Consider the following 24,010-nt stretch of genomic DNA (forward strand, 5'->3'; position numbering starts at 1 on the left):
CATTTAGCGATCATCCACCAGTGTTTACTGGCTATCTCCGGATACCGCCTAAACCGCTGTACTAGCCAGTGTACTTTTTAGGTTTCGCTGGGCCCTTTCGAACCCTGGTTGCCAAACGATAATAGGCACTCTGATCAAAGATCGCCACCCGGTTAAAATCTGCTCGCCTTAAGCCTCAATCGCCATGACGCCGGTGTCATTGCCACCACCGCACGAGTTGACTTGTTCGTAACAGCAAGGCCTTGCGCTGCGATGTTCATAATCATCTGGGTGGCTGACGTCTCTGTGGTGAACCCGTAGTTGTTGGCGCCACTGATCAGGCAAGGTGAACGCGTGACGTATCGGGATCCAGCGGCTGCTAAGGGAAAGGAAAGAGCAGGCGAGCACCTGATCACCTGGATCTCTGCCTGAAACCCTAGAAATGTTACTGCTCCCACCACTGTGAGAGCGCGCCGCTTGAAGTGATTACGACCGAACCAAATGGTGGGACTGTCACCGTACCTGTCGCAGCAGAAGGGCCGGTACCCGAAGCCGTTGAGGCAATCCTCATTAAACCTGAGCCGTTGACATTCGCATCAATCGTAGTTGAGGCATTACCGGAAGTCGCAGTAACGGTTATTGTTCTTGGGCGCGCGGTGCTGTTTTTGTAGGGGGTGCCGACGACCCTGGAACCAATAAGGTTTTGCGGCGATTGCCAGGCGCCAAAGCCATTCAACGCAATCGCTTGTCCGCCAGCACCCTGTATCTTGCTTGGGGCTGTTGCCCAAGTGCCCGCTACTGCCTGCGTTGACTCTTCGAAACCGACGACACGATACGGAACATTTGTGCGAGCAGTCGTCGAATAGATAACGCTGGCTGAGGTTGCTCCTGCGCTGATGGCCGTGGTGCTGATCAGTCCGGTTTCATCTAGGTTGACGCCACCGGATGCGTTCACGACTGCGAGCTCAACCGTGCCGGCGTTATCAATTGCCAACAGCATCAATCTTTCAAGCGTGGCGTTGGCTGTGCCAAGTGTGGCGCCAGATGGAATTACCAACGATAGGTCAGCCGGCAAATCCCTGATGTTTACCGCACCGCCTGTAAGCGTTGCACTACGGAACGCGATCGGGGTTTTCGGTAGCCCTAACGTCATCGCATTGCCGGCGACGGTAGCTGTGATCGCAATGATTTGTCGCTGCGAACCGAGAACGGAGGCACCCGCCTTGTTTGCCCAATGGTGCGCAGAGTAAAGGCCTGCTGTTACTGGGGTATCTTCTGGGTTTTCTGCCCATCTCTGCGCCAAGACCGCTGAATCACTAGCGTCGCCGGCCGACGTCGCCGCGGCAAGCTTTGAATTATTGGCAGACAATGCCGAAGCAGCTGCCGCTTGAGCGGATTCAAGCGCCAATGCCGGTTGTTGTTCGATCTGTGCCAGTGTGAGGTTGGAGGTGACAGGGTTGCCGACGACATCGAATGCCAGCATTCTCAAGCCGCGCACTGCCTTGACTGGCAAGGGCGGAATGCCTTCCGGCTCCAGCAGACTTACAGTAAGAGCCCGATTACTGTCGCGGTTCAGCTGCTTGACGGCCAACCACAGCCGGTCAAAATCTCGGTTCACCGTCTCAGCAAGAAAATCCCCATTGATCTGGTAGTCAGCCAGACGCTGGAAAGGAACAACCTGCTGGAAAAGCAAGTCGCCCGTGGGCGCAACTGCGAACGTGCATGAACTGGCAGGACTTCCGATGCCGGCAAGGGTGAACCCGGTGGTCACCAGCACACCGTCCAAGGTGATCTGCAGATCGGCCGAATCCAGCAGCAGGAATGGGATGGTGTACACGGTGGCCACGCCATTGGCAGCGTAGCGCTTGAACGTTGGTCCGGGTTGAACTGACATGGTGAGCCCCTGGTGGTGGCGGGCTAGTAATCGACCTGCACTTCGTGCACGCCCGCATCTGGACGCCAATTGTCACGACGAGCCTCTGTCGGTTTCCCGACTATCCGGCCAATGCGAACTGGGGTCTGGGCGATGCCGCCGGCGCCAGAGTCAATGAAGTCGTCTTCCTGGGTGGTGAGCGCTGGGTTGAAGTCGCGCATTTGGTCCCAGATGATTTTCAGAACCTCGATGTGGGCCCATAGGAAGCGAGCCGACAGCGGTGATTCGAAGGCGTCGAGGATGCGTTTCTGCTTGTTGGTGCTGGAATGCTCTTCCCCTACCCCACAGCCCGTGCCCTTTAAGGCGTTCTTGAGGATTGCCGGAGCAAAGCCGCCTGGCCCGTTGGTCTCGATTACTACCCGGGGGATTTGATACTTGATCACCAGTTCGCGGATCTGGTGCACCTGGCCGCCAATGATCTGGTCGCGCTCGCCGTACTCGGCAATATCGCCGGTCAGGCCTACGGCCAGGTGCCAATACAGCTGGCCACGGGCGTCTGTGAGGATCAGCGAGAAGGCAGAGGCATCAGATTTGATCTTGCCCAGTGAGCAGTCCCAATAGGCGATGGCGCCCACGATCTGCGTTGACCCCAGGTACATTGCGGCCGCGCCGTTGGCGTAGCGCATGACCGGCTGAACGTCGTACGGGATGATGCGGGCAGGGTTCAGGCGGACCTCTGTAACAGGTTTCGAGTGGAGCTGATACTGCGAGTCCCATTCGTTGATGGTACGGGTTTCGCGGCGCCGAGTTTCCAGGGTGGCCATGTCGAAACGCTCAGGCCAGGCGCTGCCTGCGTAGCAGTCCACTAGGGTGCCGGGGGGCGTAAAGAACGCTATGCCGGTTTTCGTCTGTTGGTAATCCTTGCCCAGCACCAGCACGCGGGCGTGCTTGCCGATACCGGAGAACACCACCTCGGGCACGAACGGGACGTCATAGGCATTTTGCTTGGCGTCCTCTATCCGGTGTTCCTGGGCAAACATGCGGATGGTGAGGCAGTCGGCCCCCATGCTTTCGAGTTCGTCGTACAGGCTGTCGTGGGTGTGCGGTGTGCCGATATAGAGCTTGCTACCACCAGGCACCAGGATGTGCGTCTGCTCGCCCAGGCGGTATCGCAGCTTCTCCCGCGCCTCTGGGGTCTGGATGTTACGCGGCACCTCCACGTCATCGTTCTGGCACTCGTCAGCACGTGCTGACGTGACGTTCGACAGAATGCCCTTGGCGAACATGCTGGCGTTACGGAAGTCGGAAGCACCTTCAACCCACCACTGTTCAACCGTGCCCTGGTTGGGTGGTAGCAAGTGCCGAGTCAGCGGGTGATTGCGGATAACGTTTTGCGTGTCGCGGCTGGTCTTGTAGGCCGTGGGGTCCGATTCCGACTGGTGCAGAATTCGATAGGTCGGGTCCTTGTAGTACAGCCAGGCGTTGTAAATCGCCAGCAGCGTCGATTTACCAAAGCCCCGGAAGCAACGCAAAACGGCCAGAGACCCTTTAGCCTCCAGCCATATAAGCGCCTGCACGTGGATAAACGGCACATCCCAACGCATGCGCCGCGCCCACAGCATGAAGAAAACCAGCAGGCTGACTTTCTTCTCTGGGTCAGTAGACATTCCCGGCCTTCTGCATCCGATCGATGATGGCCTGGGCCTCTCGTTCGGCGGCAGCTAACTCGCCGTCCAGTTCGTCAACAGCATGCCCAGCGTCCGGGGCTGGCTTCTGTCGGTTCATGATGCCGGCGATGTTCACAACCTTGAGTAACAGCGTCATGGTGGCGGCGGCGTTCTTCTTGCACCAATAGCGGTCGCCGCGTTCCTGCTGGGTCAGTTCGGTAGGAACCTTCTCGGCGCCTGGCCAGTTGTGCGGGTCGACCTCAGTGATGACAACTTCGCCAAGGCGTTCGCTCAAGGCTTGCAGGCGGGTGATCTGATCGTCGCGCATCATTTCGCTCCTACAGCTGCGCCAAGGTTCGGCGCGCGATCTGGGGTTGAATCGCCCGGCTCCCACCAGTACGACTGATTGAATTCCTTGCGGGCCCGCTGTTTCATCCGGCGCAAGTATCCAGGCGAGAAGTAATCCTGCAGCTGGTTGAAGATCAGGTGGTCAGTGGCGGCCTTGGTGTACCAGAGGTTCGCCCCAGGCAAATGGCTCTTGGCCAAGCGCACCAGTTTTCCCCCTGTTTGGTTGACCTCACCGTCTGCGGCGTTGTCCTTCAACTTGAATATGGCCTCCAGGTCGCCGGCGATGGGGCCGCCCAAGGCTGCAAGCGGCGAGCTCCCGCCCTGCGACGTGTCGGAGAACAGGAAGTCGCCGTACAGGCCCATGGCGCCACCCTTGAGGAATGACGCAAGACCGAAGCGCAGCCCCGGAACGCCCCACTTTTTATCATCGGTGATATCCTTCGGATCCCGTCCGGCGGCAATCTCCCCAAGCTGAATGGCCATGCCACCCAGCACGGTGGTGGACGCGACCAGGGCAGCGAGATATCCAGCCTTACCCCATCCTTCCTGGGCCATGCCGCGCGCGCCGTGACGCATGATCATGCCGATGGAGAAGCTTTTGAACTGCCAGAACGAGCGCAGTAGCTCGCCCTTGGCGGTGCCGCGCTCGACACCACCATGCATCATTGCCTTCTCCCTTGCGCCTGGCTCAATGATTGCCATGTTGGTTTCATCCAGCACGGCCCCCAGCAGCTTGGTGGCGGCCTGATCCTTGAGCCGTTGCGGGGTTGTCTTGAGCTGCTGCGCCATCGCCACCAGGTCAGCGTTAGGAATGCGGTAGATGCTGTTCGCAGTCAGCACGGTGTCTCCCACGCCGCGCCAGTCCTCGGGCTGTGCCATACGCCATACAGACCAGTCCGTTTCGGTGACGCCCTGCCCCATCAATCGCTTGGCGTCGGCCGGGTCCATCGCCGCCAAGGAATCATGGCGGCGCGACATATCGCCGATAGTGTCCAGCATGGTAGCGCCGAACGCCCGCTGACTGCCGGCGGTCAAGGCATTGAGCCCGGATGCCTGCATGACCTTGCTGGCAGCGGTCTGGGAGAACTTGGCGATACGGCCGGCCACCTGTTCATTGGTACCCAGGCCATCAGCGCCGAAGCGGTTCAGGCTGCCGATCAGTTGATTAAGGCCCAGGCCCGCGCGTTGCGCCATGCGTCGATCACCAGCACTGCCCGGGTTGAGCATGCGCAGCTCATTGGCAAACACCTTCATCACCGGCATGCCGTTCATGGATGCGGTAAGGCCCAGCGTTCCCTGGTCGGTGACCGAAGTCAGGACGGCGGAGCCCAGGCGGCTGGCGACGTTGAGTGCGCGATAGGTGTCGAAACCATTGGCCAGAGCGGCAGATACCGGTGGCTCACGGGTGCCGGCCACTTCTTCAAATAGGTGCTCAATCTTCTTGCGCTGCTTGGCGGTCTTGGCCAGGTCGCCGGGCTTGGCGGTATCCATGGCTTTCTGACCAGCGTCCAGGAAGTAGCGCATTTGGTTGCTGGGATTAGGCCCCAGCGCTTCAACCAGCGCGATATCCCGTGAAGCCCGGTCAATGTGCCCGATCAGCAATTCCAACAGGTTGCGGTCCCCGTAGGCCTTCTGGGCCGCAATGAAGCTTTCCGCATCCTTGTAGTGGATCTGCCGCGACTCGCTCCCGCGGTTGGCGCGCATGCCATTACCGGCGGCCTGGCCGGGTTCAATCTTGTTGGCGCCACCGGTGGCCAGCGTCACCCAGGCGTGCTGGAGGAAGTCGGTCAGCTCGGCATCGTTCATTGGCGAGCCGTCTTCCTTGAGGTACTTGCTACGGTTCGCCCACTGCACATGATCGGCGACCCACTTGGCCTGATCCTTTGCCACCTTCACCTGGGAGTGATCGCGGGGCATGGACCAGTCGTCCAGGAAGCCCACGTCACCGCCGGCGCGGTTGAAGCGCTGGCGCAGCTGCTCGGCAGTGTCCTTGAACTGCTTGGCGGCGGTCTTGGCCACGGCGCTGCCGGAGTCCTCGCCGTGCAGCTCACGCACCAGGGCCAGGTTTCCGGCTTCGTCTTGGAACAGGCCCAGGAACTTGCCCTTGGTCTGATCAATCACGTCGAGCATGCGGCTCAACGAGTCATCACGGATCGCCCGCGTGGATGACTCAATCGACAGAATCCCGCTTTTGCCGTCGGCGGAAAACGCCAACATCCGGTCGAGCCCTTCAAGTGGGCGTTCCGGGAAGCGCTTCATGTAGCTGTCGATGCGGTCGTGGGCCAGGATGGTCAAGGCCACGCGCTTTTTCTTGAGGTTCGCTTCTTCCACCAGGTCCTTGGCGGACTTGGCAGCGGCTTCGTTGAGCCGATCAGCAGTGGTTTTGGATTGCCAGGTGCTGTCGGTCTGCGCCAATTGCTTCATGTTGCGGCGCACGCGGTTCTCGATGCCCTGGATTTCTTGCTGGTTGAGGGGGCGGCCAATGGCCTGGGTGACAGCCTTGATGCATTCGGGGCGCATGGGCTTGCTCCTGTTTGAATGGGAGCAAGCCTATGGGGTGGGGATAGACGGTTTCCCGACTATTTGCTCAATTGGATGTGCAGTTATTTCCCTGCCAGCGCCAACTGGAAATCCTGTTGTCCACTACGTCGAACGTGGTCACGCAGGAAAGCTGGACGTTCATGCCTGGAGATCCACCATATGAGTTCGTATATGCGGTGTTCCCGTAATAAGTCGTTTGGTATGTGGGCGATGTTCCCGGCACGTACATGCTGCCTTCGTTGGAGTAGGTCAAAAAGCGATGGCCGTTGCTTTCATAGACCCTCACAGGAGGCCCCCAAGATTGAACGAGTTCAAGCTCGGTAGAGCCAACCCAGCTTTGCAACACGCGTTCATACTTGCCAGTAGTTGCGCAACCAGCCAAGGCAAATAGCGCAAGCGCCGTCAAGAGCCATTTCATGGTGTTTCCTTTCTTTATTGGTGGCAGATTGCCTATTCAATCTAAACCACGCTGTAGAAAGCAAGCGACGGCGGCCGGAAACCCTTTGGCTTCCTGTTGCGCACTGACAATCTCGGCATCCGCGCTGGCGAGAAGTTCGCGGGCTGAAACAGTGATAGGGTTGCCATCAGCATCCATGGCACCAGTGGAAATGCGCATGTCCTCAACGCGGGACAGGACCTCATCGGCAAGCTGAATTTCTGGGTCTGATGCAGGTTTGCCCGGTGTTGATTCAGTATCAACCCTATCTGATGCAGGTTTAGCGGGTTTTGATGTAGTAGTTTCCATTTTTGGAAGCGCACGCCTAACACCCGTTTCGCCTGAGTCGAACTCATAGTTAAGCGTATGACCACGATAAATGGTCTGACCGTATCCATCTGGATCAACCAGCCCATTGATCTTGCTTTCAGGCAGATCGACATACTGCAGTTCAGCATTAGCTCGATAGTTTTCCGCATATTTCCGGTCTGATGAAAACCATGCGGGCCCTTCATATCGACCATGCTCCGCACTACCGTGATACATCCTGATCATCCCCTCCGGGATCGATGGTTCACCACGCTCAATCGCCCGCTGCTTGTAGGCAGAGACCGAAGTTCCTGCACCATCATCTTCAATTGGTTTCGCCCGGGAATCCTCGATCTGGCTCAGGATTCGGTTGAACTCCCCGCGTGCGATCTGGACCATGGTCAGCTTGGTGCTACCCTCAGCAACGCCGGCGGACAACGGATTTTTTTCAAAGCCCCTCACAATGGCGTCAGCGCGCTGGGTTACCCGGTCGTTGAATCGCTGAGGGACTTCACCACGGTCCATGGCGTTCAGGTCCGCACGGGCTTGCTCGGCGCTACGGTTGCCGCCCAAGGCTTCATTCAGCGACGCCTGCCGGTCGGCCAGGTCCAGGCGCTCGGCTTCGATGGCTTTGCGCGCTGACTGCTCGGCCTGCTTGCGGGTCTGCCCCTGCTGCTGAAACTCCTTTGCTCGAGCGCGGAACGTGTCGTCCAACGCGGCAAGGTTCTGCGCGACTGTGGACAGTTCGGCCTTCACGTCCTTCACGTTCGGTAAGATGCCAGCGGCTTCCTGCTCCAGTTCGAGGCGCAGCGTGGGCTCCAGGTCCTGGCGGGCGCTGGCCAAGGCTGCATCCTTGCTGGGCGCCATGGCCGGAACGTCATCGGCCGCACGCATGAACTGGGCGCTGTGGATGCTATCGGGCAGCACAACCGGCTCTCCGCGCTGCAACTGGTTGATCACCGTGCGGATTGCATCTTGATGGGCTATGGCCGACGGCGGATCAATAGGTGCGCCCGGTGCAGTATCAACGTCTGCGTGTTGGTTGGTCCGCTCGGTGAGGGCAGCGTCTACCTGGCGGGTGGTCGGTCGGCGAAAGTTTGTGCGACCGATGCCGAAGAACGCCAATCCCATGATGGCGTCAGTTGCCAGCGCGGTGCCGTCCATGACTTTGTACTGGGCAGCCTGGCTGTGATAGCCGTTACTTTCCAGCAGCTTGGCAGTGGCGCCACGCCCAGCCATACCCAGGCCGACATTGGCGCCCACGGCGATAGAGACATCACCGAGCAACGGCTTGACGAACTTGGCAGCCGGCAGAACGGCGCCAATCCCCATGGTGGCGGCATCGATCAGCCCCTTTTGCGTGGAGGTGGATTCGTCCAGGCCTTCGGCTACGCCCACCTGCTTGCTTGAAAACCCAGCAGGCGCACCAGCGGCGACAGCGGCGCCGACCGGGCCAGCAGCAACGGCACCGGCAACGGTGCGCGGCAGTACGGCAGCGGCTTCGCCCAGGATCTGCCCAACAAGGCCAACCTCTGTTGGGTCGGGTCGCAGGTCCATGACTGACTTGGCTGTTGCCTCGCCGATGTCGCGGGCCTGGGTTTCCCGGAACTGCTGCTGGTCGGCCAACTGCCCGTCATCCGGAGCATAAGACGAACCAATGGCCAGGTCCGATTCAACGGCCAGGCTGCCCAGTTGCAGGGCGGTGGACTGGATTGTGCGCCCCCCCTCAATGGCGCCGCGTAGCAGGTTGGGTCCTATGGTGCTGAGCGCGCCGGTGAAGGCCCCAGGCGCCAGCTTATCGGCCGTGCGGCCCAGACGGTCATCCTGGCTACGCGCCTCGCTGTCTTCGATCATTCCATCAAGCCAGCTCATTTGACGATCACCATGATTGGTTTCTGGGTGCCCGGGTCGATCTGCACCCGTCCGGCGTTCAGCAGGTAATAGGAGCCTTCCTTGCCTGGGACCGGCATCAATGGCATGTCCTCAAGCTGGCTGACAGGGATCTTGCTGGCCTTGGCCATGCCCTCGATCTGCGTGTCTACGGACTTGTTGAAGTCATCGTCGCCCATCCCGTAAGGCTTGATCACCTTGGCGCCGGCCCGTTCAGCAACACCACCGGTTGCCATGTCGAACGCAGCCGTGGCGGTCTTTTTGTCAAGGTCGTCACCCTCGTCGTACTTCAAGCCCTTCGCCGCTGCAGTGCCCGCGTACAGGGACTTGAACGCAAGATAGGCCTGTTCGCGCTGTGGCGTGCCAGGGGTGAGCGATGCGCCCGCATGCTCGTCGAAGGCATCCCGGAAAAACTTGTCTTTGGGCATTGGTACTGATTTGTCTGCCAGCACCTTGGCGCCGGACAGCAAGGTGCGCGGTACGTCGGTGCCGTCGGCGCCCTTGAGCCCGCGAAACTGCGCCATACCCGCAAGCGTGGCAATTGGGTCATCACCAACAATCGGCTTGAGAGCGGCGGCAAAGGCGGCGCCCGATGGCGATGATCCAGCAATGGCACCGAATACCTGCAGCTTGGTGCTGTCGTCAGCCTGCTTGACCATGGCCGACAGCATCACCTGTTCTTCTGGCTTCCATGGGTTTCGGCTCACATCGGGTCCATAAGCCTTGCGCACGGAGTCGACCACGTCGAAGCGCTCCGCGATCTGATCGCCCAGCTTCTGCTGGCCCTCTGGCGTAGTAACGCCAGAAATGTCCAACGGCGCCACATCGGCGCCGGTTCGCATTGCGTTGAAGGTCAGCGGGTTGTCACGCATCAGCTTCGCGTTGTTGTCGAGCGCGGTCTGCAGGCGGGTCAGGTTGGCTTGCTCGGCCACACTTGCACCCTTTGACTGCATTTGTAGGCGCTGCTGATCAATGTACTGTTGGGCGACCGCCGGCGGCTGGCGCAGCAACCCCTGCACCTGTGTCATTTCCTGCATGCGGGTATTGAACTCACCAGCGGCGGACGTACCGGACAGAGCGGATTTCCACCGTTGCTGATCTGCTGGCGTAGGAGGCACGCCGGTTGCGGCCTGGCGATCCATCTGCGTGAGGATGCGCTCAGCCTTCATTTCGCGCATTTCAGCCTGGCGTTGCTGGTGTTCCTGCACCTGGAATATTCGTCCGGTAACGGTGTTGAGCAACTGATTACGCTTCTCTGGGTCCAGCTTGCCGGCGTAAAAACCATCCTCGGCGGTTAGATCGTGCTCGACCTTCTTGAGGCTACCCAGGCTTTCCCGCGATTCGATAACCCGCTGGGTGGCGTGGGTGGTCCAGTTGTTATCCTTGAACTGCTGCTTTTTGCTGGCCCAGGCCTCACCAAATGCCAGGTGTCCGGCGGCGTCCACGTCCTCAACATCCATGCGAGCGTTGATCTGCTCGACGTTCGCGCCGGGCATTGCGGCGTCTTTCCCCAGCATATCCATGCGAGAAGCCAGGTCACTCTGTGCTGACAGAATTCGCCCCTTCGCCACGGATGCCTGGATATTGGCCATGCCCCCCAACTGGATGCGCTTGAGCGAATTTCCGATTTCGCCTTGCTGGGCAGCGTCAAGTCCGGGTGTGTCGATGGGATCGAGCTTAGACACTGCCGCGTTGTAGGCTTCTGGCGCCTTGTCATAGGACAGCTTGCCCACGCGAATCTGTTCGTCTAAGTCCGTGGCAATGGTCTTGATCTGCGATTCACGATCGATCAGCGAGTTGCTGGCCTTGACCCGTGCAAGCGCCTGATCTTCCTTGGTCCGCTGGTCGATCATGTTCAAGCCAGCATTCACGATGGTGTCGGCAGTCTGTTGCGAGGCGCGGTTTTGCTGCGACTGATCGACAGCAATGACGCGATTTTGGGCAACCTCGGTTTGGACGTTTGGCTGTCCGAACCTGCCAAGAGGAATCTGTGCCATTAGGCAGCCCCCCCAACTTTGGACGCTGAGCCATTGGCCGAAGCCTTCCAGCCCGACATGGCCAGGGAAGCACCAGTGTTCAGCACGCTACCAATGGATTGGGCGTTGGCGTTGGCACGAGCCTGGTTTCCCACCGACCGATAGTTGCTCGCATCAACGGAGCCGCGCGCTTTCTGCGCCTGGCCATTGAAGATGGTCAACACCGCGTCTTCCTCGGCATTGCCGATGATTTCCTCGTTGATGTTGATCGCGGATCCTTCGCCGGTCTCCACGCCGGAGCCTGCCAGCGCGGCATTGGCCTCGCTCGCCTGGTTACGGGCAAGGCGCCGGATTCGGTCAGCCTGCACCGTAGCAGCGCTTGCAGCCGCATCAGCGTCAAGCTGGGACTGTTTGGCCTGGGCGTCGGCGGTCTCCTGAGCCTGCTTGCCCGCTTGCTGGGAGGAATAAACGGAATACGCCGTGCCCGCGACAGCAGCCGCGGCAGCGATGTATCCACCATATGCAGCCATAAACGCAGCGCCGGCGGCCATTATTTGATCTCCATTTGAAAGAGGGGCGCGAACACTTCGAACCCCAATGATCGATACAGATTCGATGTGCCTTCGACGTTGAGCTTGGTGCCGATACCCAACTGCACATGGCGGGCGCCACGGATGCGAGCCCACTCGACAAAGGCCAAGATCAGCCGGCGTGCCGTAAACCCGCTACGGCGTGATGGCTCGATAAATACCGAGTAGTCGTAGGCGATGGTTTCTTCGCTGAACCATTGATCAACGATGCCGCCGGCCATACCGCCGACAATGTCTCCATTGATCTCGGCCACGAACACCACACCGTTGTGCCCGTTGATCAGTTCATGCAGAAACGCCGCCGACTTCTCGGGGGAGAACGCGAGTTCGGAATAGCTGCTGATGTCGTGCAGCATGGTGCCCAGCTCGATCAGCCGGGGTACGTCGGAGTGCTTCGCGGCTCTGATCATGTCGGGCCTCAGTCGTTAAAGGACATTTTCTTGATGACGCACAGCAGGTGGAACGGCAGTGGCTGGTTTTGCTCGATGACCAGGGAAGCCTGGCCGCGATCCCATCCAAGGTTCTCCATGCGGTGATCGCCGGTGAACAGCACAGGCGGCTTGTCCAGGGCCTGCGAGCCCAGGTTGCGGAATGCCACAGGCTGTCCGTTGATCTCGCAGCCAGTTGTCTGGAGGAAGCGCAGGGTGATTTCAGCAATGCGCATGCTGTTGCCCTGGGCGCTGCCGGTGTTGCCCTGGACTTCTGGTGTCAGAGTCTTGATTTGGGTCTTGAATGGCAGGCCGATCTGCACGGCGAAGGCATTGCGCGGGATGGTCACTTGCCCGCCGGTGACAATCTGCTGCTGCATCACCACGCCATCGGCGACGATGTCGACAGTCTTCCCTTCCAGGTGGGCCAGGCCGCTCCACACTGTTGCGCCTGGGCCGCTGACGGCGGATATTCCGCAATCAACCCGAATGCCCGATGTAAAGCGCTCGACGTAGCGGGTTTGCACCCCATTGACAGTGCGGCGCACGATGGCCCACATCTGTTCGCCGGTAGCCGTGGGGATCGAGGCGACCGATTCAAACTGGCCATCGGTGATCTGGCGGGCCCATCCCACCACATCCTGGTCACGGTCGACGGTAAGTGTGGCGATCACGCCATCAGCGCGCACCAGGAACAGAACTGATTCCGGCTCTTGCTGGTAGGCCATATCGACGATGCCGGTCTCTGTGGCGTGCTCAGACAGCACGGACATATCTGGTGCGCCGTAGGCGTCGGAGTCGTACTTGTAGGCCATGGCGCGCAGCTTGCGGCCTGCCCGCTGCATGAAATACAGCTCGTTACCGATCCGGACGGGCTTGACGTTGTTGCAGCCGTACACGGATTGGTTCTTGACCTGGATGTTGGTCGGCGTGATTGGCTTCTCGACACCCCCGGTGAGGCTGAACTCGCCGCCGTACGTCAATGCAATCAGGGCCTTGATCTGGGCCATGTGGGTGATTGGGTTGATCTGGTCGCTCGATACGGTGAACGACATGGCGTCGTCGTCTTTGGTGCCCAGTTCGAAATTCAGGTACTCACCAGTGCGTGATTCCCAGATGGTCTGGGGGTAGTTCGGTGAGCCAGCAGCGGCCAGCCGCTGTTCGTGCAGAGTGCCGGTGGAGGGGTAACCGTCAATGTCGTTCCACACCGAACCCTCAACGGACCAGGCGTTCGCAGGGGATGCCACCGCCGACGTGATGGCGCCGCGCACGATTCCGGAAACAACCGTGGTGCTTGATACGGACTGAATCTCCACCAGACCGCTGTTGACCTTCACAAACTTGCCCACGTCATCAGTGCGCCACCCGGCCGCGCCGAGGGTCAGGCTGATGATTCCACCCACGGTGCCCACGGCGCTTGGGGTAAGGGTTGTCTGCGGCGACCCCTTGATCGACCAGGCCGTCATGGGCGTGACCGGGAATACAGTGATCACCTGCACGGTGGCTACGGTCGCATTCACAACGGCGGTGATCTTGGCGATACCTCCGCCCGACCAGATCTCGCGGCCCACATCAGCCGCCAGGAAGGCGGAAACAGACGACGTGAACGTGCGCCCGGTGCCCACGGTTACATCGCTGATGGTCGCCGAGGTGGTGAAGCTGATGCCCTTCTCGTCGAAAGGCTTGGTCACGAACGGCGCCGGGGCCAGGCTCCACTGCAGATCCGCGATACGGCGCAGGCGGTTGATCGGCACCTGGGTGTTGAAGATGAACATCGTGTCGGCGCCCTGCACGTAATCAATGGTGCTGAGCATTGCCTCGGTGTAGGGGCTTACCAGTTCAATCCCGGTGTAGGTGCCGTCCGGGTAGAAGATCCGCACGTACAGGTCGCCAAACTCGCACATGTAGGCCTGGGACTTGTTGAACACGTAGGGGATAAGGCGGGATCGTTTAGCGGGAAATTTGGTGGTGGCCGAATACAGCGTACCGTCGCGTCGGGTGCAGCCACCGTGCACCAGGGGCCAGGCGTTCTGGATGATCTCGGCGCCGTTCTGGTACCGGGCGATATCGACACGGCCCAGCATGCGCGGGGAAAGCTCGCCAGCCGTGAAGTTGGTTTGGTTGATCGTCAGGCGGGCCATTATCCGTGTGCCCCAAAGCGAGCCGCGTACAGGCGCTCATCACCCAGGGTCTGCGGGGGATCTTCCTGTCCATCAACGGCGCGGGCGACCTTTTTGGCCATGGCCAGTTTCTGTTCGAAAGCGGCCTGCAGAGCGGATGACTGGGTGATCGGGTAAGCCATCGCGCAAGCCATTGCCAGGGTGAGCAGCCCCACCAGGCTAGCGTCCCAGGTGTTCTCTACTTCGTTCAGGTACACGTAGCGCAGCTGCAGCGACGTGGCATCGGCAAGGATGCTGCGGCCCTCAACCAGGTAATCGATCTGGATACCAGCCTGCCCTACCTCCAGCACGCGCAGGAAGTCGGCCGGCAGTTCGAACTGGTTGGCGTAGCCGAATGCCGGGGGTGTCGCGTCAGGCGCCAGCAGCACGCGCTTGATGGTGCAGTTCCACGGATGGGTGCGCAGCAGGTCGTCACGGATCGTCGGATACAGGTTGGCCGCCAGCTTCGCCCGGTCTAACGGCTCGTTGAAATCGTTGATGGTCTGGGCTCCCAGCATCAACAGGGCGTTGGAGCAGATCGAAACGCCGGTCGCCATGCTCATGTAAAACCTCCAGATAAAAAGACCGGGGCACAGGGCCCCGGTAAGTTGTTTGCCTTCCTTGGCGGCCCGTGAATCAGTTTTGGCCGGCGTACTGAGCTACCAGGGTGATGACTTGACCTGCTTGCAGTGCAGCGCCAGCAACAGTGGAGAGCAGTTCGCTTTGATCTGTGGCCAGCCCCTGCTGGGCGACCGACACTTCGAACAGAGCGCCGTTGGCGAATTGGGCTTCGGCCGCCGCGCTACCAGCAGCAGCTACCGAGGTGGCAGCCAAGTAGCGGGCTTGGGACACCGGATCCCCCAGGTTGATGGTGGAGGATGCAGCGCCGCCGCCGAAATAAAGCTTGGTGCCGGGCATCAGGCGAGAGCCGAACGGCAGCAGGCCCCAGCTGATCTTGTCACCGATGGCCACACCACCAGCAGGAACGGTGTAGGTGCTGACGAGGATTTGAATGTCAGCGCCTTGCAGGTTGGGTTTAACCAACTGCTGCGGGAGAGCCGCGCGTGCGGCCGAGACGGAAGCTAATACGATTGCCATGGTTTGAAACTCCTAAGCGGGGAAAGGGGTAAGGCCGAAGCCGCTTACGCGGCCTCGGTTACTGCGATCTCAACCACCTTTTCTTCCTCGACACGCACCGCGCCGATGGACATTTTGGCGTAGACGCGGACGTTGAAGCCCTTGCCTGGATCCTCGCCTACCTTGGTGGTGATATCGGCGCCCTTGCCCAGGGTGACGCCCGACTTGGCCCATGCGTACAGGCGGCGGGTGCTGCCGTCGTATGGGGTGCGCTCAGACGGAATCCAGGTGAAGCCCATCCACTTGCCTTCTACGTCGCCTTCCTGCAGGAACTTGCCAGCCATGTAGTCGGCACTGGTCAAGGTGGCGTCGGCCAGGATGTCGGCAGCGGCGGCGGCGGTGTAGGTGATGAACAGTTCTTCACCGTTGTGGTTGTCGGCCTCGTTGCGACGGAACAGTTTGCGAGCCTGGATGATCTTGGCCTTGGTCAAGCCAGTGCCGCCCACGACAATTTTCTGGGTGGCAGGCAGGATGATGTTGCCGGTGGTGGCGCGGGAGTTGCCGCCCATCGAGGCAATAACCACGTCATCCTTGGCGCGGTTCAACGAACTGACCATGGCCTTGACGTAGTCCGAAGTCGGGTCAACCAACATACGGATCTTGTCTTGGTCGTCGATCATGTCGCCATCGTCCCAGTCGAACAGGTCCACAAAGCGCGTGCTGTGTGGTTGATCGTTGATTGGGGTGTCAGCGTGACGCTGGGTACGGCGTTGCGCGGTACGCTGGCCGAGACGGTTGATCGACTTCGACATGCCAACGATGTTCGGCTCGATGGTCACGTGCGGCTCGAAACGGGACTGCATTTGCTGGGCAACGTGGCGGAAGTTATCCGCGAACTGCTGAACAAACGCTTCGGTGATTTGCTGGGACATTCGATGCACTCCAATGCAGATAAGGGATTGCCTGCCGGGTGTCCGCATCGCGGGCCGGTATTACCTGGCGTGCATCGGCTTTGCTGCGCCTCGGGGCTTTCCGGGTGTCTGCGTGCCATCGCAGGCCGGCCCATTGCTGGGATGCCTGCGATGTTTGTGCATGGGGGGTGTCGGTTTCCCGACTATTTGAAGCGGGGCGTTACAGGCGGGATTGCTGCTTGCTGTATTTGCGGTTGTACATCTCGTCCAATTGGGCCTGGATGCCTGGGCGCTTCGGATCGTGAGGTGGCAAAGCTTGGAGCTGGCTGCGCAGTTCTGCCGTCTTGACTGCAAAGTCGGCTTCGTTGACCTGGGCGCCACCGTTGATGGCGCTGTCTTCCTTGAGTTCCTTGCCGATGTTGGCGGCAAACGCGATGAAGTCGGGATCCTTCCCGTATTTATTCATGAGAACTTCCAAGTTCCCCGGCTTCCCTGGCTCGCTGGCGAAAGCTTCGGCGGCCCGGTAAGAGGATCGAAGGTTGCCAGCCATTGCCTGCTCGCCACCCCAGGCATCCTTGAGGGTTGCAATGCATTCGTCGCGATCAAGCACGGCAGCGCCACCGATAAGGTTTGGCGCGGCCTTCATGTATTCACCAATGACGTACTCGACCTGATCATTGGTAAGGCCCTTGGCGTGTGCGCCCTTCAAGAATGACTGCGTGTCAGGATCAGCCTTGAACTCATTCCAGTCGAAGCCCTCGACGCCTTCCAGCTTGACCGTGTACTCATCGGCGGTCTTGGGCGGCACATCACCAGAGCCCAGGCGGGTTTCGAGATGCTTGTACGCTTCGGCAACCTTGCGGCTCGACGCTTCCAGATCAAGGGTGCCGTCCTCTTTGTTGGTCCGATACTTCTCGGGGATGAAGTCGGGCGCGGCACCGGTGGCCAGCAAAGAATCAGCAGGCGGTGTTGCTGGGGGTGTGGCGATCGAGCCCGGTTCGCCCTCGGTGGTTTCAGCCATGAAAAAATGGCCCAGGCGGCCATGGATAAACATGTTCATCGTTATTCCTCTTGCTCGTTGGGATCGGCTTGGACGCCGTTGGCGCGGTTGATGCGGTTTACAACGTGGTCCAGGACTTCACGGGCCCCGGCCTGTTTGTAAGTGGTGAGGATGGCGTCGATACCACCGACGGTGCAGGCGTTCTTGGCGAAGCGCTGCAACAGCAGCTCAAAGCACATGGCGCCTTCGCGGTGATCCTCGAATACGCGTTTGAACATCGCGTCGATCTGTTCGGGTGTCATGCTCATGCTGCGGCCCCCTGTTGTTTCATTGCGGCTTCACCGGCCTGCTGTTGCATGAGTTGCTGTTGCGCCTGCTCCTGGGCTTGTTGCTGCTCCTGGGCGCGGTCTGAGCGCAGCTTGTCGCGGTCGGCCTTGCTGCGGATGATCGAGGATGGGACGCCCAGAGCCTCACCCTTGAAGCGCTGAGCCTCGTCCAGGTCGATGTTGTCCATAATGTCCGAGGTGGGATCTGCCGCCTTTATCGCCATTGCGCTACCAACGAACGTATCGATGGCCGTCACCTCTTCCAGCTTCTGCGCACGCGACAATGGCCCGGTGTAGCGAACAGTGAAATTGCGGCCTGCCAACGACTCTGGCGCAGCGCCAAGCACGCCAGCCCGGTACGCAATGCCAAAGCAACGCTCAATCAGCAGCTGCAAGTATTCCGACTGCATGCGACCGTACACAGGGCCAAGCAGTTGGCGGATCAAGGCGACACGTGCGTGCACTTCGGTTGCGGTCATGCTCGGCCCTTCCTGGGCGCGGAGCTGGTCAGCCATCAAAATGCGACGGATCGATGCCTGGATACGGGTGATCTTGGTTTCGGCATATTGGAAGTCGGACCCGCTTTTCAGCGGTTTCATGCTTTCCACCGAGTTGGCCACGATGATCTTGCGCGGCCCGACCTTGACGGTGCGAGGGTTCAGCACGCCGTCATCCTCGGCGATCCACATGCCGGCAATAGCCAGGTCACCGGCCGCCAGGTCCATGCGGCACAGTTCGTTCAGGGTTCGGGAGTCCGGCAGCGCGTCAGATACTGGCCCGGTGGCGTAGACGCTATCTGGAATCATCATCCAGCGTGGAACCACGACCGGCATTTCGTGGTAGCCCGACTCGCTCACCAGGTGCTTGGCTGCAACCTCCACCTTGCAACTGGCGATGGGCATGTTCTTCGCCAGCCTGGCGTTGACCATGTGAGTGGTGCGCGGATAGATGGCGTGGATGAACGCAACCAGTTCCTGGGGCTTATCCTTGGCCAGCTTGCGCGTGGTTTCGCTGAGATTGTCCTCGCCAAACTCATTCACCGCCTGTTCGGCGGTGAGCTTGTACTCGCGATAAACCGTGTCGATCTGGCCGCCGGCTTTGGATGCAGAGCAATACACACTTGCGATGGGCCAGAGGTCGAAGGTGAAGCCGCCCTTTTCCTGATCCTGGTCGATGTACATGGCAAACCAGCCAGCGCACACGATGTCGATCATTGCCTCGAAACCGGCGGCGTCAAAGTTCGCTGCGTGGATGTTCTCCCAAAGAATCTTGGCGCTGCTATCCATCCAGCGGCGCTCTTCATCGCTTTCCTGGCCAACATCCAGGGCGAACCATACCGAGTTGGCCGGGGTAACCCCGGACATGATGGCCGATGAAAGAATGCGTACAGCATCGGTAGTGGTGCCGTCGATCATACGAGCCTTGCGCGTCTGCGCCTCGGTCGCTGTGATCGACTCACCAGAGAAGCCGCTACCGCGAACGGGATAGCTGTGGTCGTAACAGTCGCGCCAGGTCTGCTCATGCGGCGAGCGCAGCGACTTCAAGGTGCTCAACGTTTTGCAGATCTGGGATGCGTTCATTGGCCGAGGGTGCTCTTGCCTTGAGATAGGACACTGCCGGTGCCAGCGGCGCCAGACGTGAGCAGGCTGCTCTCGGCCTTGCGCTTCTTGCGGGTGGCGGTTTCTTCGTTGGCCTTCACTGCTGCGGCGTCGGCAGCCTTCTGGGCCTCGATGGCTGGATCTGGCGGCTCAACCACCTTTGGTGCCTTCGGTTTGCTTCCCATGTCGTTACCCCTTGGCTACTGGCTCAGGGCACAACCAGCCCTCAGGCGTCATGACCGCCTGCTTGAGCGTGGTTGCGTCGATGGTGCCGGTGCTGGCCGTGGTGGTGACGGCTGGCTTCGACTCGTTCTCGCGCTTGGGGTCCAGCACCAGCGGCTCGCCGCCGGCGGTCAGGCGTTCGGCTTCGGCCAGGGCTTCGTCCTTGGTGCCGGTGAAGTCGCCGATCTTCACGTCTTTGCCATCCACCTGCGGGGCGTTGGCGTCGATCACAACCCAGCGACCGCCGCCGTTATGCTTGGCGGTGAAGTCTGGAACGGCAGGTGCCTGGGCGTTGGCGTTGGCGGTGGCCTGCTCGTTGGCATCCTGGTTGCCGGTGCTGGCCGTGGTGGTGCTGATGGCATTGGCGAGCGGATCGCCTGGGGTCTGCGGGGTAAGGTCTGGGGCTGGCATGTGCCTTCTCCTGATGTGCAAAGCCCGGCGCGTGGCCGGGCGATGGGGTTACTCGGCCGGGGTTGCTGGCAACTCGGTTTTGATCAGTTCTTTGGCGAACGCCACCAGGTCCAGCGCCAGGCTGTTGTAGGCGTCCTGCACATCGAGGCGGGTGAGCGTTGGGAGAGCGGCGGAGACACGGGCGGCGGCGTCGATCAACTCGATTGCCTGGCTGAGGTCTGCGGCATCGACGCGGCGCGGGGTTGCTACTGGCATGGGTAAAGCCCTCTTGCTGATGGGGAATCAACTGAATGAGGGCCAAGGATCGGATGGGGAGGCTGTCGGGTTCCCGACTATTTCGAGGTGGTGCGCTTGCAGACGTTGGTGATGAAGTCCTGCAGGCCGATCACCTGGGCGGTGACTTTGGCGTGGGCTGCGACGAGGTCGGCATAATCCTGTCGAGCATCTGCTGCAAGTTGGGGGGCGGCTGCATCAGTGCGGCCGGCGGGCTGGGGATTGGCTGGCACACAGGCGGCACGGACGTACACGCGCTTAACGCCAGTATCGAGGTCAGCAACAAGCTGCGGTTTGGATTGTTCGGCATTGCGGATAGCCTCCTGATACTGGGCGTCGATGGAATCGCGGACGTTGAGCGCCTGCTCGTATGCTGCTGCTTGGCTCTCCAGCACGCCTACACGCTCCGTTGCGGTGTCCAGGCTTGTACTGATGTGATCCAGGCGCCAGAGCGCCAGGACAAGCGCCATGGCAAGGCCTGCGATGAGATAGCGGGTCATAGGCCCACCTCGCACAACTCGCGCTCAGCAGCACGGCGATTGACCAGGCCGGCCAGCTTCTGCCCCTTGGCGTACACCCACCGGCTCAGCTCGGCACAGGCGCCGCGTGCGTCACCGGCGTTGAGTTTGCGCAGCAGCGTGGAGGCCTTGAACTGGGGCTCGCCGACGTTGTAGACGAACGAGGCCATTGCAGCACGGCGGGTCTCGGGCAGCGGCACGGTGACGTTGCGATCTACACCCGCCAGCGCAATGGACAGTTCGGCCTTCAGCAGCTCATCGCACTGGACCGGCGTCTTGCTCTGGCCCAGGCGCACACCACGGGTAACGCCTTCGCAGATAGTGGGAATGCCAATGGGGTCGAGGTAGGCCACCAGACTGCGACCTTCGAAGTTGGACACCAGCACACCAGCCATGCCGGTGGCGCCGGCGAGTGACGCGGCGAGGATTCGTTGCTTGAGAGGGGTCATGACCTGATGCGCTCTTTCAGCGCTTCAATGCGTGCGGCGCTCTCCAAGGACTCGCGGTGATCCTTGCGCCACTGGAAATACACGTTGATCACCAGGCCCACCACCGCAATGACAACGCCTGACACGCCTATCCAGTTCACCTGGGAGAAGAATCCCACCAGCCCAACAGCGCCGCCCGTGAGCATTCCTTTGCTCGCGACTGATGCGCCGACTACCTCAACGATGCTTTCCGGCGCAGGGTTGGCCATGCTGTTACTCCTAACTGGCGCCTTCATGGTCGGCCTCCAGGGTCAAAAAAAAGCCCAGCGCGGGTGGCTGGGCTGCGATGACCGTAAGAGTCGTCGGGGTCAGGTGTCGGAATCCCGACTATTTCAAGCCTTGGAGTGATAAGCCCACCAGTCACCGACGGCGACCATGGGCAGCTTTGAACGATCCCAGCCAGTGGCCTGGACCCAGAACAACACAAGGCGCTCCCCCTCGGTGTAGCGAGGTTCGGCGCCCTGTTTCCAGCCCAGCAGCGTGCTGCGCGGCACAGCAATGGCATCAGCCACCGACTGCGGGGAGTAGCCCGCACGCGAAAGTCCGGTGATCACCGTGAACCAATCAACCCGCTGTTCGACCAGGGCGAGCATGGCTAGGCCCCAAACGCGCACGCGCGCGAGGCAGAGTGAGTTGTCGCGCTCACCCCACACCCTCTGCGGATCAAAAAGTCCATTTCGGATATAACCGCCGCAAACGCTATAACCGGATCGGCAGCCTCGTCGAACTGGAACGGATGCACCGCCCTACGCAGCCCCATCAGCATTTCCGGCTCACCTGGCGCTGACAGGTCCACATCGACGCCGATCATCACCCAGCCGTCGTTCAGCTCACGGCAGGCCCATTGCAGTAGTGGTTTCATGAGCAGTCCCCCACCAGTGGTACAACGCGCACGGTGACGCCTGGCGTTGCGCTAAACCGCTTGCTGAGCGAGACGTTGACCACCTGGACGTCATCCTTGAACACGATGCCGTTGATGCCGTCACAGATCGCCTTCAGCACGTTGTCGGCGTCGGGCTTCTTGGTCGGCATGACATCGCCGGCGAGCGCAGCGGCGGATTTCTTCTTGGACCAGGACGCTGCTACGGCTACGCGTATGGCCAGTTCCATCATCACGGGGCCGGCGATCAACTCGCGGCCGTCCATAGCCTGCTGTGCTGCCATGGCGATCAGGGTTTCGTAGTTGGCGGTTTTCTTGGGCGTGAACATGCGAGCGTGGCCGCCGATGGTGGATACGCGCGGCCGGCCTTTGCCGATGGCTTCACCTGGCACGAAGAACGACACGGGCTTGAGGTCAGTCATGAGCCACCCCTTCTCGCAGCGCTTCCAGTTCAAAAATCATTTCACCAAGAGCCTTGATGGCGGCCTGATCGCCGTAGAACGTGTGCTCGCTGCCATCGTCGCCGTAGGTGCAGTAGGTTTCTGTTTTGGCCTTGAGCTGGTCGCGCTCGGCCATCAGGTCCTTGCAGTCGGCGCGCAGGGATTTGACGGCCCGAAAGCACGCGTATTCACGCATACGCTTGTTCTCGGCGATCAGCTCAAGAACCACGTCGGGCGCCAGGCTGACGTCAGAAAATCCAACCGCTGCCCGGGCGATCAGTTCCAGTTCGCTGTAATCACGCATGCTCGTCTCTCCGAATCTTGAGCTGTGCCAGCAGCATGGCGCGGCAGGCCTTGGGGTCTTTTGGGATTTCAAGCACGTCGACGATGCGGTCGGCTTCCTGACGGGAGTACTCCAGCTGAACCTGCTCACGCGGACGCATGCTGTCGTGGCCAAGGCCTTTGGCGATTCGCCCTTCAAGCGGCTGGCCGGTCTGTGCGCGGCGCATGACGATGGCGTAATTGCGTTCGAAGCGCTGGAACAGGGGCTTGTCGCTGTGGTTTGCCGAACGCAGATCGAACGTGCTGGTGGCTTCGGCGGCAACCTTGACGGCTTTGTGCGTGTAGCTCCCGCGCAGCGCTTCGTCCCATGCCTGCTGGATGCACGGCAGGCCATCAACGCGCTTGCACAGCTCCATGAAATCGCTTGGCGATGGTGGGAACTTGCACTCCAGCACCATGCGCTGCAGGCCACGGTCGACGGCTTCGTCGCCCAGTTCCTGGATGGCCAGCATCCACACGCGGCGGGCCAGGGTTTCTGCGCGCTTGTCGCCGTAGTGCTTTTCGTACCAGGCCGGGAACGAGATTTTCAGCGTGGTGAACACGCGGCGTACTGCACTGCGTGCGCCCTGGTCCAGCGGGGTGACGTTCTCGGCTGCCAGCTCACCAGTCGGGGTCTGTGAGGATGTCGTGAGCGTTGCGCGTGCGGCTTGGAGCAGTTCGTCTACCGGTTTCATTGGGTATTCCCCCGTTGGCTTGCTGGGTTCGGGCTTGGCGTTTCAGTTGCTGGGCGAGCGCGTGCTCCCACTGGGCCTGGGTTTTCAGGTCGTCGGGCCTGCTGATCCAGTACGAGCGGAATTCAAGAAGCTGGTCGGCTTCGAAGGTTTGGTTTGCCATGCCGTTTCGGAACAGGACGGCGGTGAACGTGGTTGGGTTGGGTTCCCAATCGTCGTGAAGCGAAAATTTCGCCTGCGCGGTATGTGTGTGTTCTTTCTGTATCTGTTCTGTTCTGTTCTGTTCTGGGGCGTTACTGGAACGTTTCATGCGCGTTTCACGTTCTTCGGCCTCTTTTTTCTTCTTCTCGCGATGGGCTCTAACCCTTGCCGTGCTTGAATCAGAGACGTATTGACGCTTTTCCCAATTGGCCAAAGTCCAGTCGTCATTTATGAAGCCTTTCGCCAAAAAAACGGCTTTGGTTTCAGCGAGAATTTCCTCTGTAACGCGAAGTGCAAACGCTATGGATGTTTCGCGTTCCGTTACATGAAACGTTTCAATACCGTTACTGCACTCAAGGCAAAAGAGCATGACCAGGCGGCGCTGCATTGCCTCGCTCATCATCTGCACTTTGGGGTCGGTGGCGAACTCGCCGTACATGCGGAACCATTCCACGG

The 24,010-nt window shown here is 60.3% G+C and carries 28 protein-coding genes; all 28 read right to left on the minus strand.

What is annotated here, in order from left to right; translation table 11 throughout:
* Positions 1-424: 424 nt before the first annotated feature.
* On the minus strand, positions 425-1,873 hold the full coding sequence (locus BM70_RS0127720) for a hypothetical protein (RefSeq protein WP_025859038.1): 1,449 nt from the start codon (positions 1,871-1,873) through the stop codon (positions 425-427).
* 23 nt (positions 1,874-1,896) lie between these two features.
* Positions 1,897-3,519, minus strand: coding sequence for a phage terminase large subunit (gene terL / locus BM70_RS0127725; RefSeq protein ID WP_025859039.1), 1,623 nt, complete (start codon positions 3,517-3,519; stop codon positions 1,897-1,899).
* Positions 3,509-3,847, minus strand: a complete 339-nt coding sequence (locus BM70_RS0127730) for a hypothetical protein (RefSeq protein WP_025859040.1) — start codon at positions 3,845-3,847, stop codon at positions 3,509-3,511. The genes terL and BM70_RS0127730 overlap by 11 nt, the downstream gene beginning before the upstream one ends.
* Entirely contained in the window at positions 3,847-6,387 is a 2,541-nt protein-coding gene (locus BM70_RS0127735; RefSeq protein WP_025859041.1) for a hypothetical protein, read from the minus strand. The genes BM70_RS0127730 and BM70_RS0127735 overlap by 1 nt, the downstream gene beginning before the upstream one ends.
* 67 nt (positions 6,388-6,454) lie before the next feature.
* A complete protein-coding gene (locus tag BM70_RS32805; protein WP_155952212.1) occupies positions 6,455-6,826 on the minus strand; it encodes a hypothetical protein in 372 nt (123 codons plus the stop codon).
* A gap of 36 nt (positions 6,827-6,862) precedes the next feature.
* Positions 6,863-9,025 (minus strand): hypothetical protein, encoded by a 2,163-nt coding sequence (locus BM70_RS0127740; protein ID WP_025859042.1) that lies wholly within the window; start codon positions 9,023-9,025, stop codon positions 6,863-6,865.
* Positions 9,022-11,040 carry a hypothetical protein gene (locus tag BM70_RS0127745; protein ID WP_025859043.1) on the minus strand — a complete coding sequence of 673 codons (2,019 nt, stop codon included), beginning with the start codon at positions 11,038-11,040 and terminating at the stop codon, positions 9,022-9,024. The genes BM70_RS0127740 and BM70_RS0127745 overlap by 4 nt, the downstream gene beginning before the upstream one ends.
* On the minus strand, positions 11,040-11,570 hold the full coding sequence (locus BM70_RS0127750; RefSeq protein ID WP_256220950.1) for a hypothetical protein: 531 nt from the start codon (positions 11,568-11,570) through the stop codon (positions 11,040-11,042). Before BM70_RS0127750 ends, BM70_RS0127745 begins: the two co-directional genes overlap by 1 nt.
* Positions 11,570-12,019 carry a GNAT family N-acetyltransferase gene (locus BM70_RS0127755; RefSeq protein ID WP_025859045.1) on the minus strand — a complete coding sequence of 150 codons (450 nt, stop codon included), beginning with the start codon at positions 12,017-12,019 and terminating at the stop codon, positions 11,570-11,572. Before BM70_RS0127755 ends, BM70_RS0127750 begins: the two co-directional genes overlap by 1 nt.
* 8 nt (positions 12,020-12,027) lie before the next feature.
* A complete protein-coding gene (locus tag BM70_RS0127760) occupies positions 12,028-14,178 on the minus strand; it encodes a hypothetical protein (RefSeq protein WP_025859046.1) in 2,151 nt (716 codons plus the stop codon).
* Positions 14,178-14,759: a hypothetical protein gene (locus tag BM70_RS0127765; protein WP_218187305.1), complete on the minus strand. Its 582-nt coding sequence runs from the start codon at positions 14,757-14,759 to the stop codon at positions 14,178-14,180. Before BM70_RS0127765 ends, BM70_RS0127760 begins: the two co-directional genes overlap by 1 nt.
* A 73-nt stretch (positions 14,760-14,832) precedes the next feature.
* Complete coding sequence (locus BM70_RS0127770; protein WP_025859048.1) at positions 14,833-15,294, minus strand: hypothetical protein; 462 nt, start codon at positions 15,292-15,294, stop codon at positions 14,833-14,835.
* Between the two features lie 44 nt (positions 15,295-15,338).
* The gene (locus BM70_RS0127775; RefSeq protein ID WP_043274398.1) at positions 15,339-16,205 is read right to left on the minus strand and encodes a phage capsid protein; all 867 of its coding nucleotides are present in this window, start codon (positions 16,203-16,205) and stop codon (positions 15,339-15,341) included.
* 199 nt (positions 16,206-16,404) lie between these two features.
* Positions 16,405-17,244 carry a hypothetical protein gene (locus BM70_RS0127780; protein WP_025859050.1) on the minus strand — a complete coding sequence of 280 codons (840 nt, stop codon included), beginning with the start codon at positions 17,242-17,244 and terminating at the stop codon, positions 16,405-16,407.
* Between the two features lie 2 nt (positions 17,245-17,246).
* On the minus strand, positions 17,247-17,492 hold the full coding sequence (locus tag BM70_RS0127785) for a hypothetical protein (RefSeq protein ID WP_025859051.1): 246 nt from the start codon (positions 17,490-17,492) through the stop codon (positions 17,247-17,249).
* Positions 17,489-19,090, minus strand: coding sequence for a portal protein (locus tag BM70_RS0127790; RefSeq protein WP_025859052.1), 1,602 nt, complete (start codon positions 19,088-19,090; stop codon positions 17,489-17,491). The genes BM70_RS0127785 and BM70_RS0127790 overlap by 4 nt, the downstream gene beginning before the upstream one ends.
* Entirely contained in the window at positions 19,087-19,293 is a 207-nt protein-coding gene (locus BM70_RS0127795; RefSeq protein ID WP_025859053.1) for a hypothetical protein, read from the minus strand. Before BM70_RS0127795 ends, BM70_RS0127790 begins: the two co-directional genes overlap by 4 nt.
* A 4-nt stretch (positions 19,294-19,297) precedes the next feature.
* Positions 19,298-19,741: a hypothetical protein gene (locus BM70_RS31985; RefSeq protein ID WP_025859054.1), complete on the minus strand. Its 444-nt coding sequence runs from the start codon at positions 19,739-19,741 to the stop codon at positions 19,298-19,300.
* 48 nt (positions 19,742-19,789) lie between these two features.
* Positions 19,790-19,996: a hypothetical protein gene (locus BM70_RS0127805; RefSeq protein WP_025859055.1), complete on the minus strand. Its 207-nt coding sequence runs from the start codon at positions 19,994-19,996 to the stop codon at positions 19,790-19,792.
* A gap of 77 nt (positions 19,997-20,073) precedes the next feature.
* A complete protein-coding gene (locus tag BM70_RS33470; protein ID WP_025859056.1) occupies positions 20,074-20,514 on the minus strand; it encodes a lysis system i-spanin subunit Rz in 441 nt (146 codons plus the stop codon).
* Positions 20,511-20,981, minus strand: coding sequence for a lysozyme (locus tag BM70_RS0127815; RefSeq protein WP_025859057.1), 471 nt, complete (start codon positions 20,979-20,981; stop codon positions 20,511-20,513). The genes BM70_RS33470 and BM70_RS0127815 overlap by 4 nt, the downstream gene beginning before the upstream one ends.
* Entirely contained in the window at positions 20,978-21,229 is a 252-nt protein-coding gene (locus BM70_RS0127820) for a holin (RefSeq protein WP_025859058.1), read from the minus strand. Before BM70_RS0127820 ends, BM70_RS0127815 begins: the two co-directional genes overlap by 4 nt.
* 123 nt (positions 21,230-21,352) lie before the next feature.
* Complete coding sequence (locus tag BM70_RS0127825) at positions 21,353-21,613, minus strand: hypothetical protein (RefSeq protein WP_025859059.1); 261 nt, start codon at positions 21,611-21,613, stop codon at positions 21,353-21,355.
* A 2-nt stretch (positions 21,614-21,615) separates the two neighbouring features.
* On the minus strand, positions 21,616-21,882 hold the full coding sequence (locus BM70_RS0127830; protein ID WP_025859060.1) for a hypothetical protein: 267 nt from the start codon (positions 21,880-21,882) through the stop codon (positions 21,616-21,618).
* A complete protein-coding gene (locus tag BM70_RS0127835) occupies positions 21,879-22,322 on the minus strand; it encodes a RusA family crossover junction endodeoxyribonuclease (RefSeq protein WP_025859061.1) in 444 nt (147 codons plus the stop codon). The genes BM70_RS0127830 and BM70_RS0127835 overlap by 4 nt, the downstream gene beginning before the upstream one ends.
* On the minus strand, positions 22,315-22,644 hold the full coding sequence (locus BM70_RS0127840) for a hypothetical protein (protein ID WP_025859062.1): 330 nt from the start codon (positions 22,642-22,644) through the stop codon (positions 22,315-22,317). The genes BM70_RS0127835 and BM70_RS0127840 overlap by 8 nt, the downstream gene beginning before the upstream one ends.
* On the minus strand, positions 22,637-23,356 hold the full coding sequence (locus BM70_RS33435; protein WP_177326600.1) for a replication protein P: 720 nt from the start codon (positions 23,354-23,356) through the stop codon (positions 22,637-22,639). Before BM70_RS33435 ends, BM70_RS0127840 begins: the two co-directional genes overlap by 8 nt.
* The gene (locus BM70_RS31995; RefSeq protein WP_051556797.1) at positions 23,283-24,008 is read right to left on the minus strand and encodes a DnaT-like ssDNA-binding domain-containing protein; all 726 of its coding nucleotides are present in this window, start codon (positions 24,006-24,008) and stop codon (positions 23,283-23,285) included. Before BM70_RS31995 ends, BM70_RS33435 begins: the two co-directional genes overlap by 74 nt.
* Between the last annotated feature and the right edge of the window lie 2 nt (positions 24,009-24,010).

This window comes from Pseudomonas sp. CHM02 (assembly GCF_000612585.1).
GTDB lineage: Bacteria > Pseudomonadota > Gammaproteobacteria > Pseudomonadales > Pseudomonadaceae > Aquipseudomonas.

What these genes read in the sequence shown, in the direction of transcription:
- BM70_RS0127825 (WP_025859059.1), bottom strand. Translation starts at nt 21,613, where the DNA reads ATGCTCGCCCTGGTCGAACAGCGGGTTGATTGGTTCACGGTGATCACC.
- BM70_RS0127830 (WP_025859060.1), bottom strand. Translation starts at nt 21,882, where the DNA reads ATGAAACCACTACTGCAATGGGCCTGCCGTGAGCTGAACGACGGCTGG.
- BM70_RS0127820 (WP_025859058.1), bottom strand. Translation starts at nt 21,229, where the DNA reads ATGGCCAACCCTGCGCCGGAAAGCATCGTTGAGGTAGTCGGCGCATCA.
- BM70_RS0127735 (WP_025859041.1), bottom strand. Translation starts at nt 6,387, where the DNA reads ATGCGCCCCGAATGCATCAAGGCTGTCACCCAGGCCATTGGCCGCCCC.
- BM70_RS0127805 (WP_025859055.1), bottom strand. Translation starts at nt 19,996, where the DNA reads ATGCCAGTAGCAACCCCGCGCCGCGTCGATGCCGCAGACCTCAGCCAG.
- BM70_RS0127760 (WP_025859046.1), bottom strand. Translation starts at nt 14,178, where the DNA reads ATGGCCCGCCTGACGATCAACCAAACCAACTTCACGGCTGGCGAGCTT.
- BM70_RS0127770 (WP_025859048.1), bottom strand. Translation starts at nt 15,294, where the DNA reads ATGGCAATCGTATTAGCTTCCGTCTCGGCCGCACGCGCGGCTCTCCCG.
- BM70_RS31985 (WP_025859054.1), bottom strand. Translation starts at nt 19,741, where the DNA reads ATGCCAGCCCCAGACCTTACCCCGCAGACCCCAGGCGATCCGCTCGCC.
- BM70_RS0127750 (WP_256220950.1), bottom strand. Translation starts at nt 11,570, where the DNA reads ATGGCCGCCGGCGCTGCGTTTATGGCTGCATATGGTGGATACATCGCT.
- BM70_RS0127730 (WP_025859040.1), bottom strand. Translation starts at nt 3,847, where the DNA reads ATGCGCGACGATCAGATCACCCGCCTGCAAGCCTTGAGCGAACGCCTT.
- BM70_RS0127775 (WP_043274398.1), bottom strand. Translation starts at nt 16,205, where the DNA reads ATGTCCCAGCAAATCACCGAAGCGTTTGTTCAGCAGTTCGCGGATAAC.
- BM70_RS0127755 (WP_025859045.1), bottom strand. Translation starts at nt 12,019, where the DNA reads ATGATCAGAGCCGCGAAGCACTCCGACGTACCCCGGCTGATCGAGCTG.
- BM70_RS33470 (WP_025859056.1), bottom strand. Translation starts at nt 20,514, where the DNA reads ATGACCCGCTATCTCATCGCAGGCCTTGCCATGGCGCTTGTCCTGGCG.
- BM70_RS0127795 (WP_025859053.1), bottom strand. Translation starts at nt 19,293, where the DNA reads ATGGGAAGCAAACCGAAGGCACCAAAGGTGGTTGAGCCGCCAGATCCA.
- BM70_RS0127765 (WP_218187305.1), bottom strand. Translation starts at nt 14,759, where the DNA reads ATGAGCATGGCGACCGGCGTTTCGATCTGCTCCAACGCCCTGTTGATG.
- BM70_RS0127840 (WP_025859062.1), bottom strand. Translation starts at nt 22,644, where the DNA reads ATGCGTGATTACAGCGAACTGGAACTGATCGCCCGGGCAGCGGTTGGA.
- BM70_RS0127745 (WP_025859043.1), bottom strand. Translation starts at nt 11,040, where the DNA reads ATGGCACAGATTCCTCTTGGCAGGTTCGGACAGCCAAACGTCCAAACC.
- terL (WP_025859039.1), bottom strand. Translation starts at nt 3,519, where the DNA reads ATGTCTACTGACCCAGAGAAGAAAGTCAGCCTGCTGGTTTTCTTCATG.
- BM70_RS0127740 (WP_025859042.1), bottom strand. Translation starts at nt 9,025, where the DNA reads ATGAGCTGGCTTGATGGAATGATCGAAGACAGCGAGGCGCGTAGCCAG.
- BM70_RS0127835 (WP_025859061.1), bottom strand. Translation starts at nt 22,322, where the DNA reads ATGACTGACCTCAAGCCCGTGTCGTTCTTCGTGCCAGGTGAAGCCATC.
- BM70_RS0127720 (WP_025859038.1), bottom strand. Translation starts at nt 1,873, where the DNA reads ATGTCAGTTCAACCCGGACCAACGTTCAAGCGCTACGCTGCCAATGGC.
- BM70_RS0127780 (WP_025859050.1), bottom strand. Translation starts at nt 17,244, where the DNA reads ATGAACATGTTTATCCATGGCCGCCTGGGCCATTTTTTCATGGCTGAA.
- BM70_RS32805 (WP_155952212.1), bottom strand. Translation starts at nt 6,826, where the DNA reads ATGAAATGGCTCTTGACGGCGCTTGCGCTATTTGCCTTGGCTGGTTGC.
- BM70_RS33435 (WP_177326600.1), bottom strand. Translation starts at nt 23,356, where the DNA reads ATGAAACCGGTAGACGAACTGCTCCAAGCCGCACGCGCAACGCTCACG.
- BM70_RS0127790 (WP_025859052.1), bottom strand. Translation starts at nt 19,090, where the DNA reads ATGAACGCATCCCAGATCTGCAAAACGTTGAGCACCTTGAAGTCGCTG.
- BM70_RS0127815 (WP_025859057.1), bottom strand. Translation starts at nt 20,981, where the DNA reads ATGACCCCTCTCAAGCAACGAATCCTCGCCGCGTCACTCGCCGGCGCC.
- BM70_RS0127785 (WP_025859051.1), bottom strand. Translation starts at nt 17,492, where the DNA reads ATGAGCATGACACCCGAACAGATCGACGCGATGTTCAAACGCGTATTC.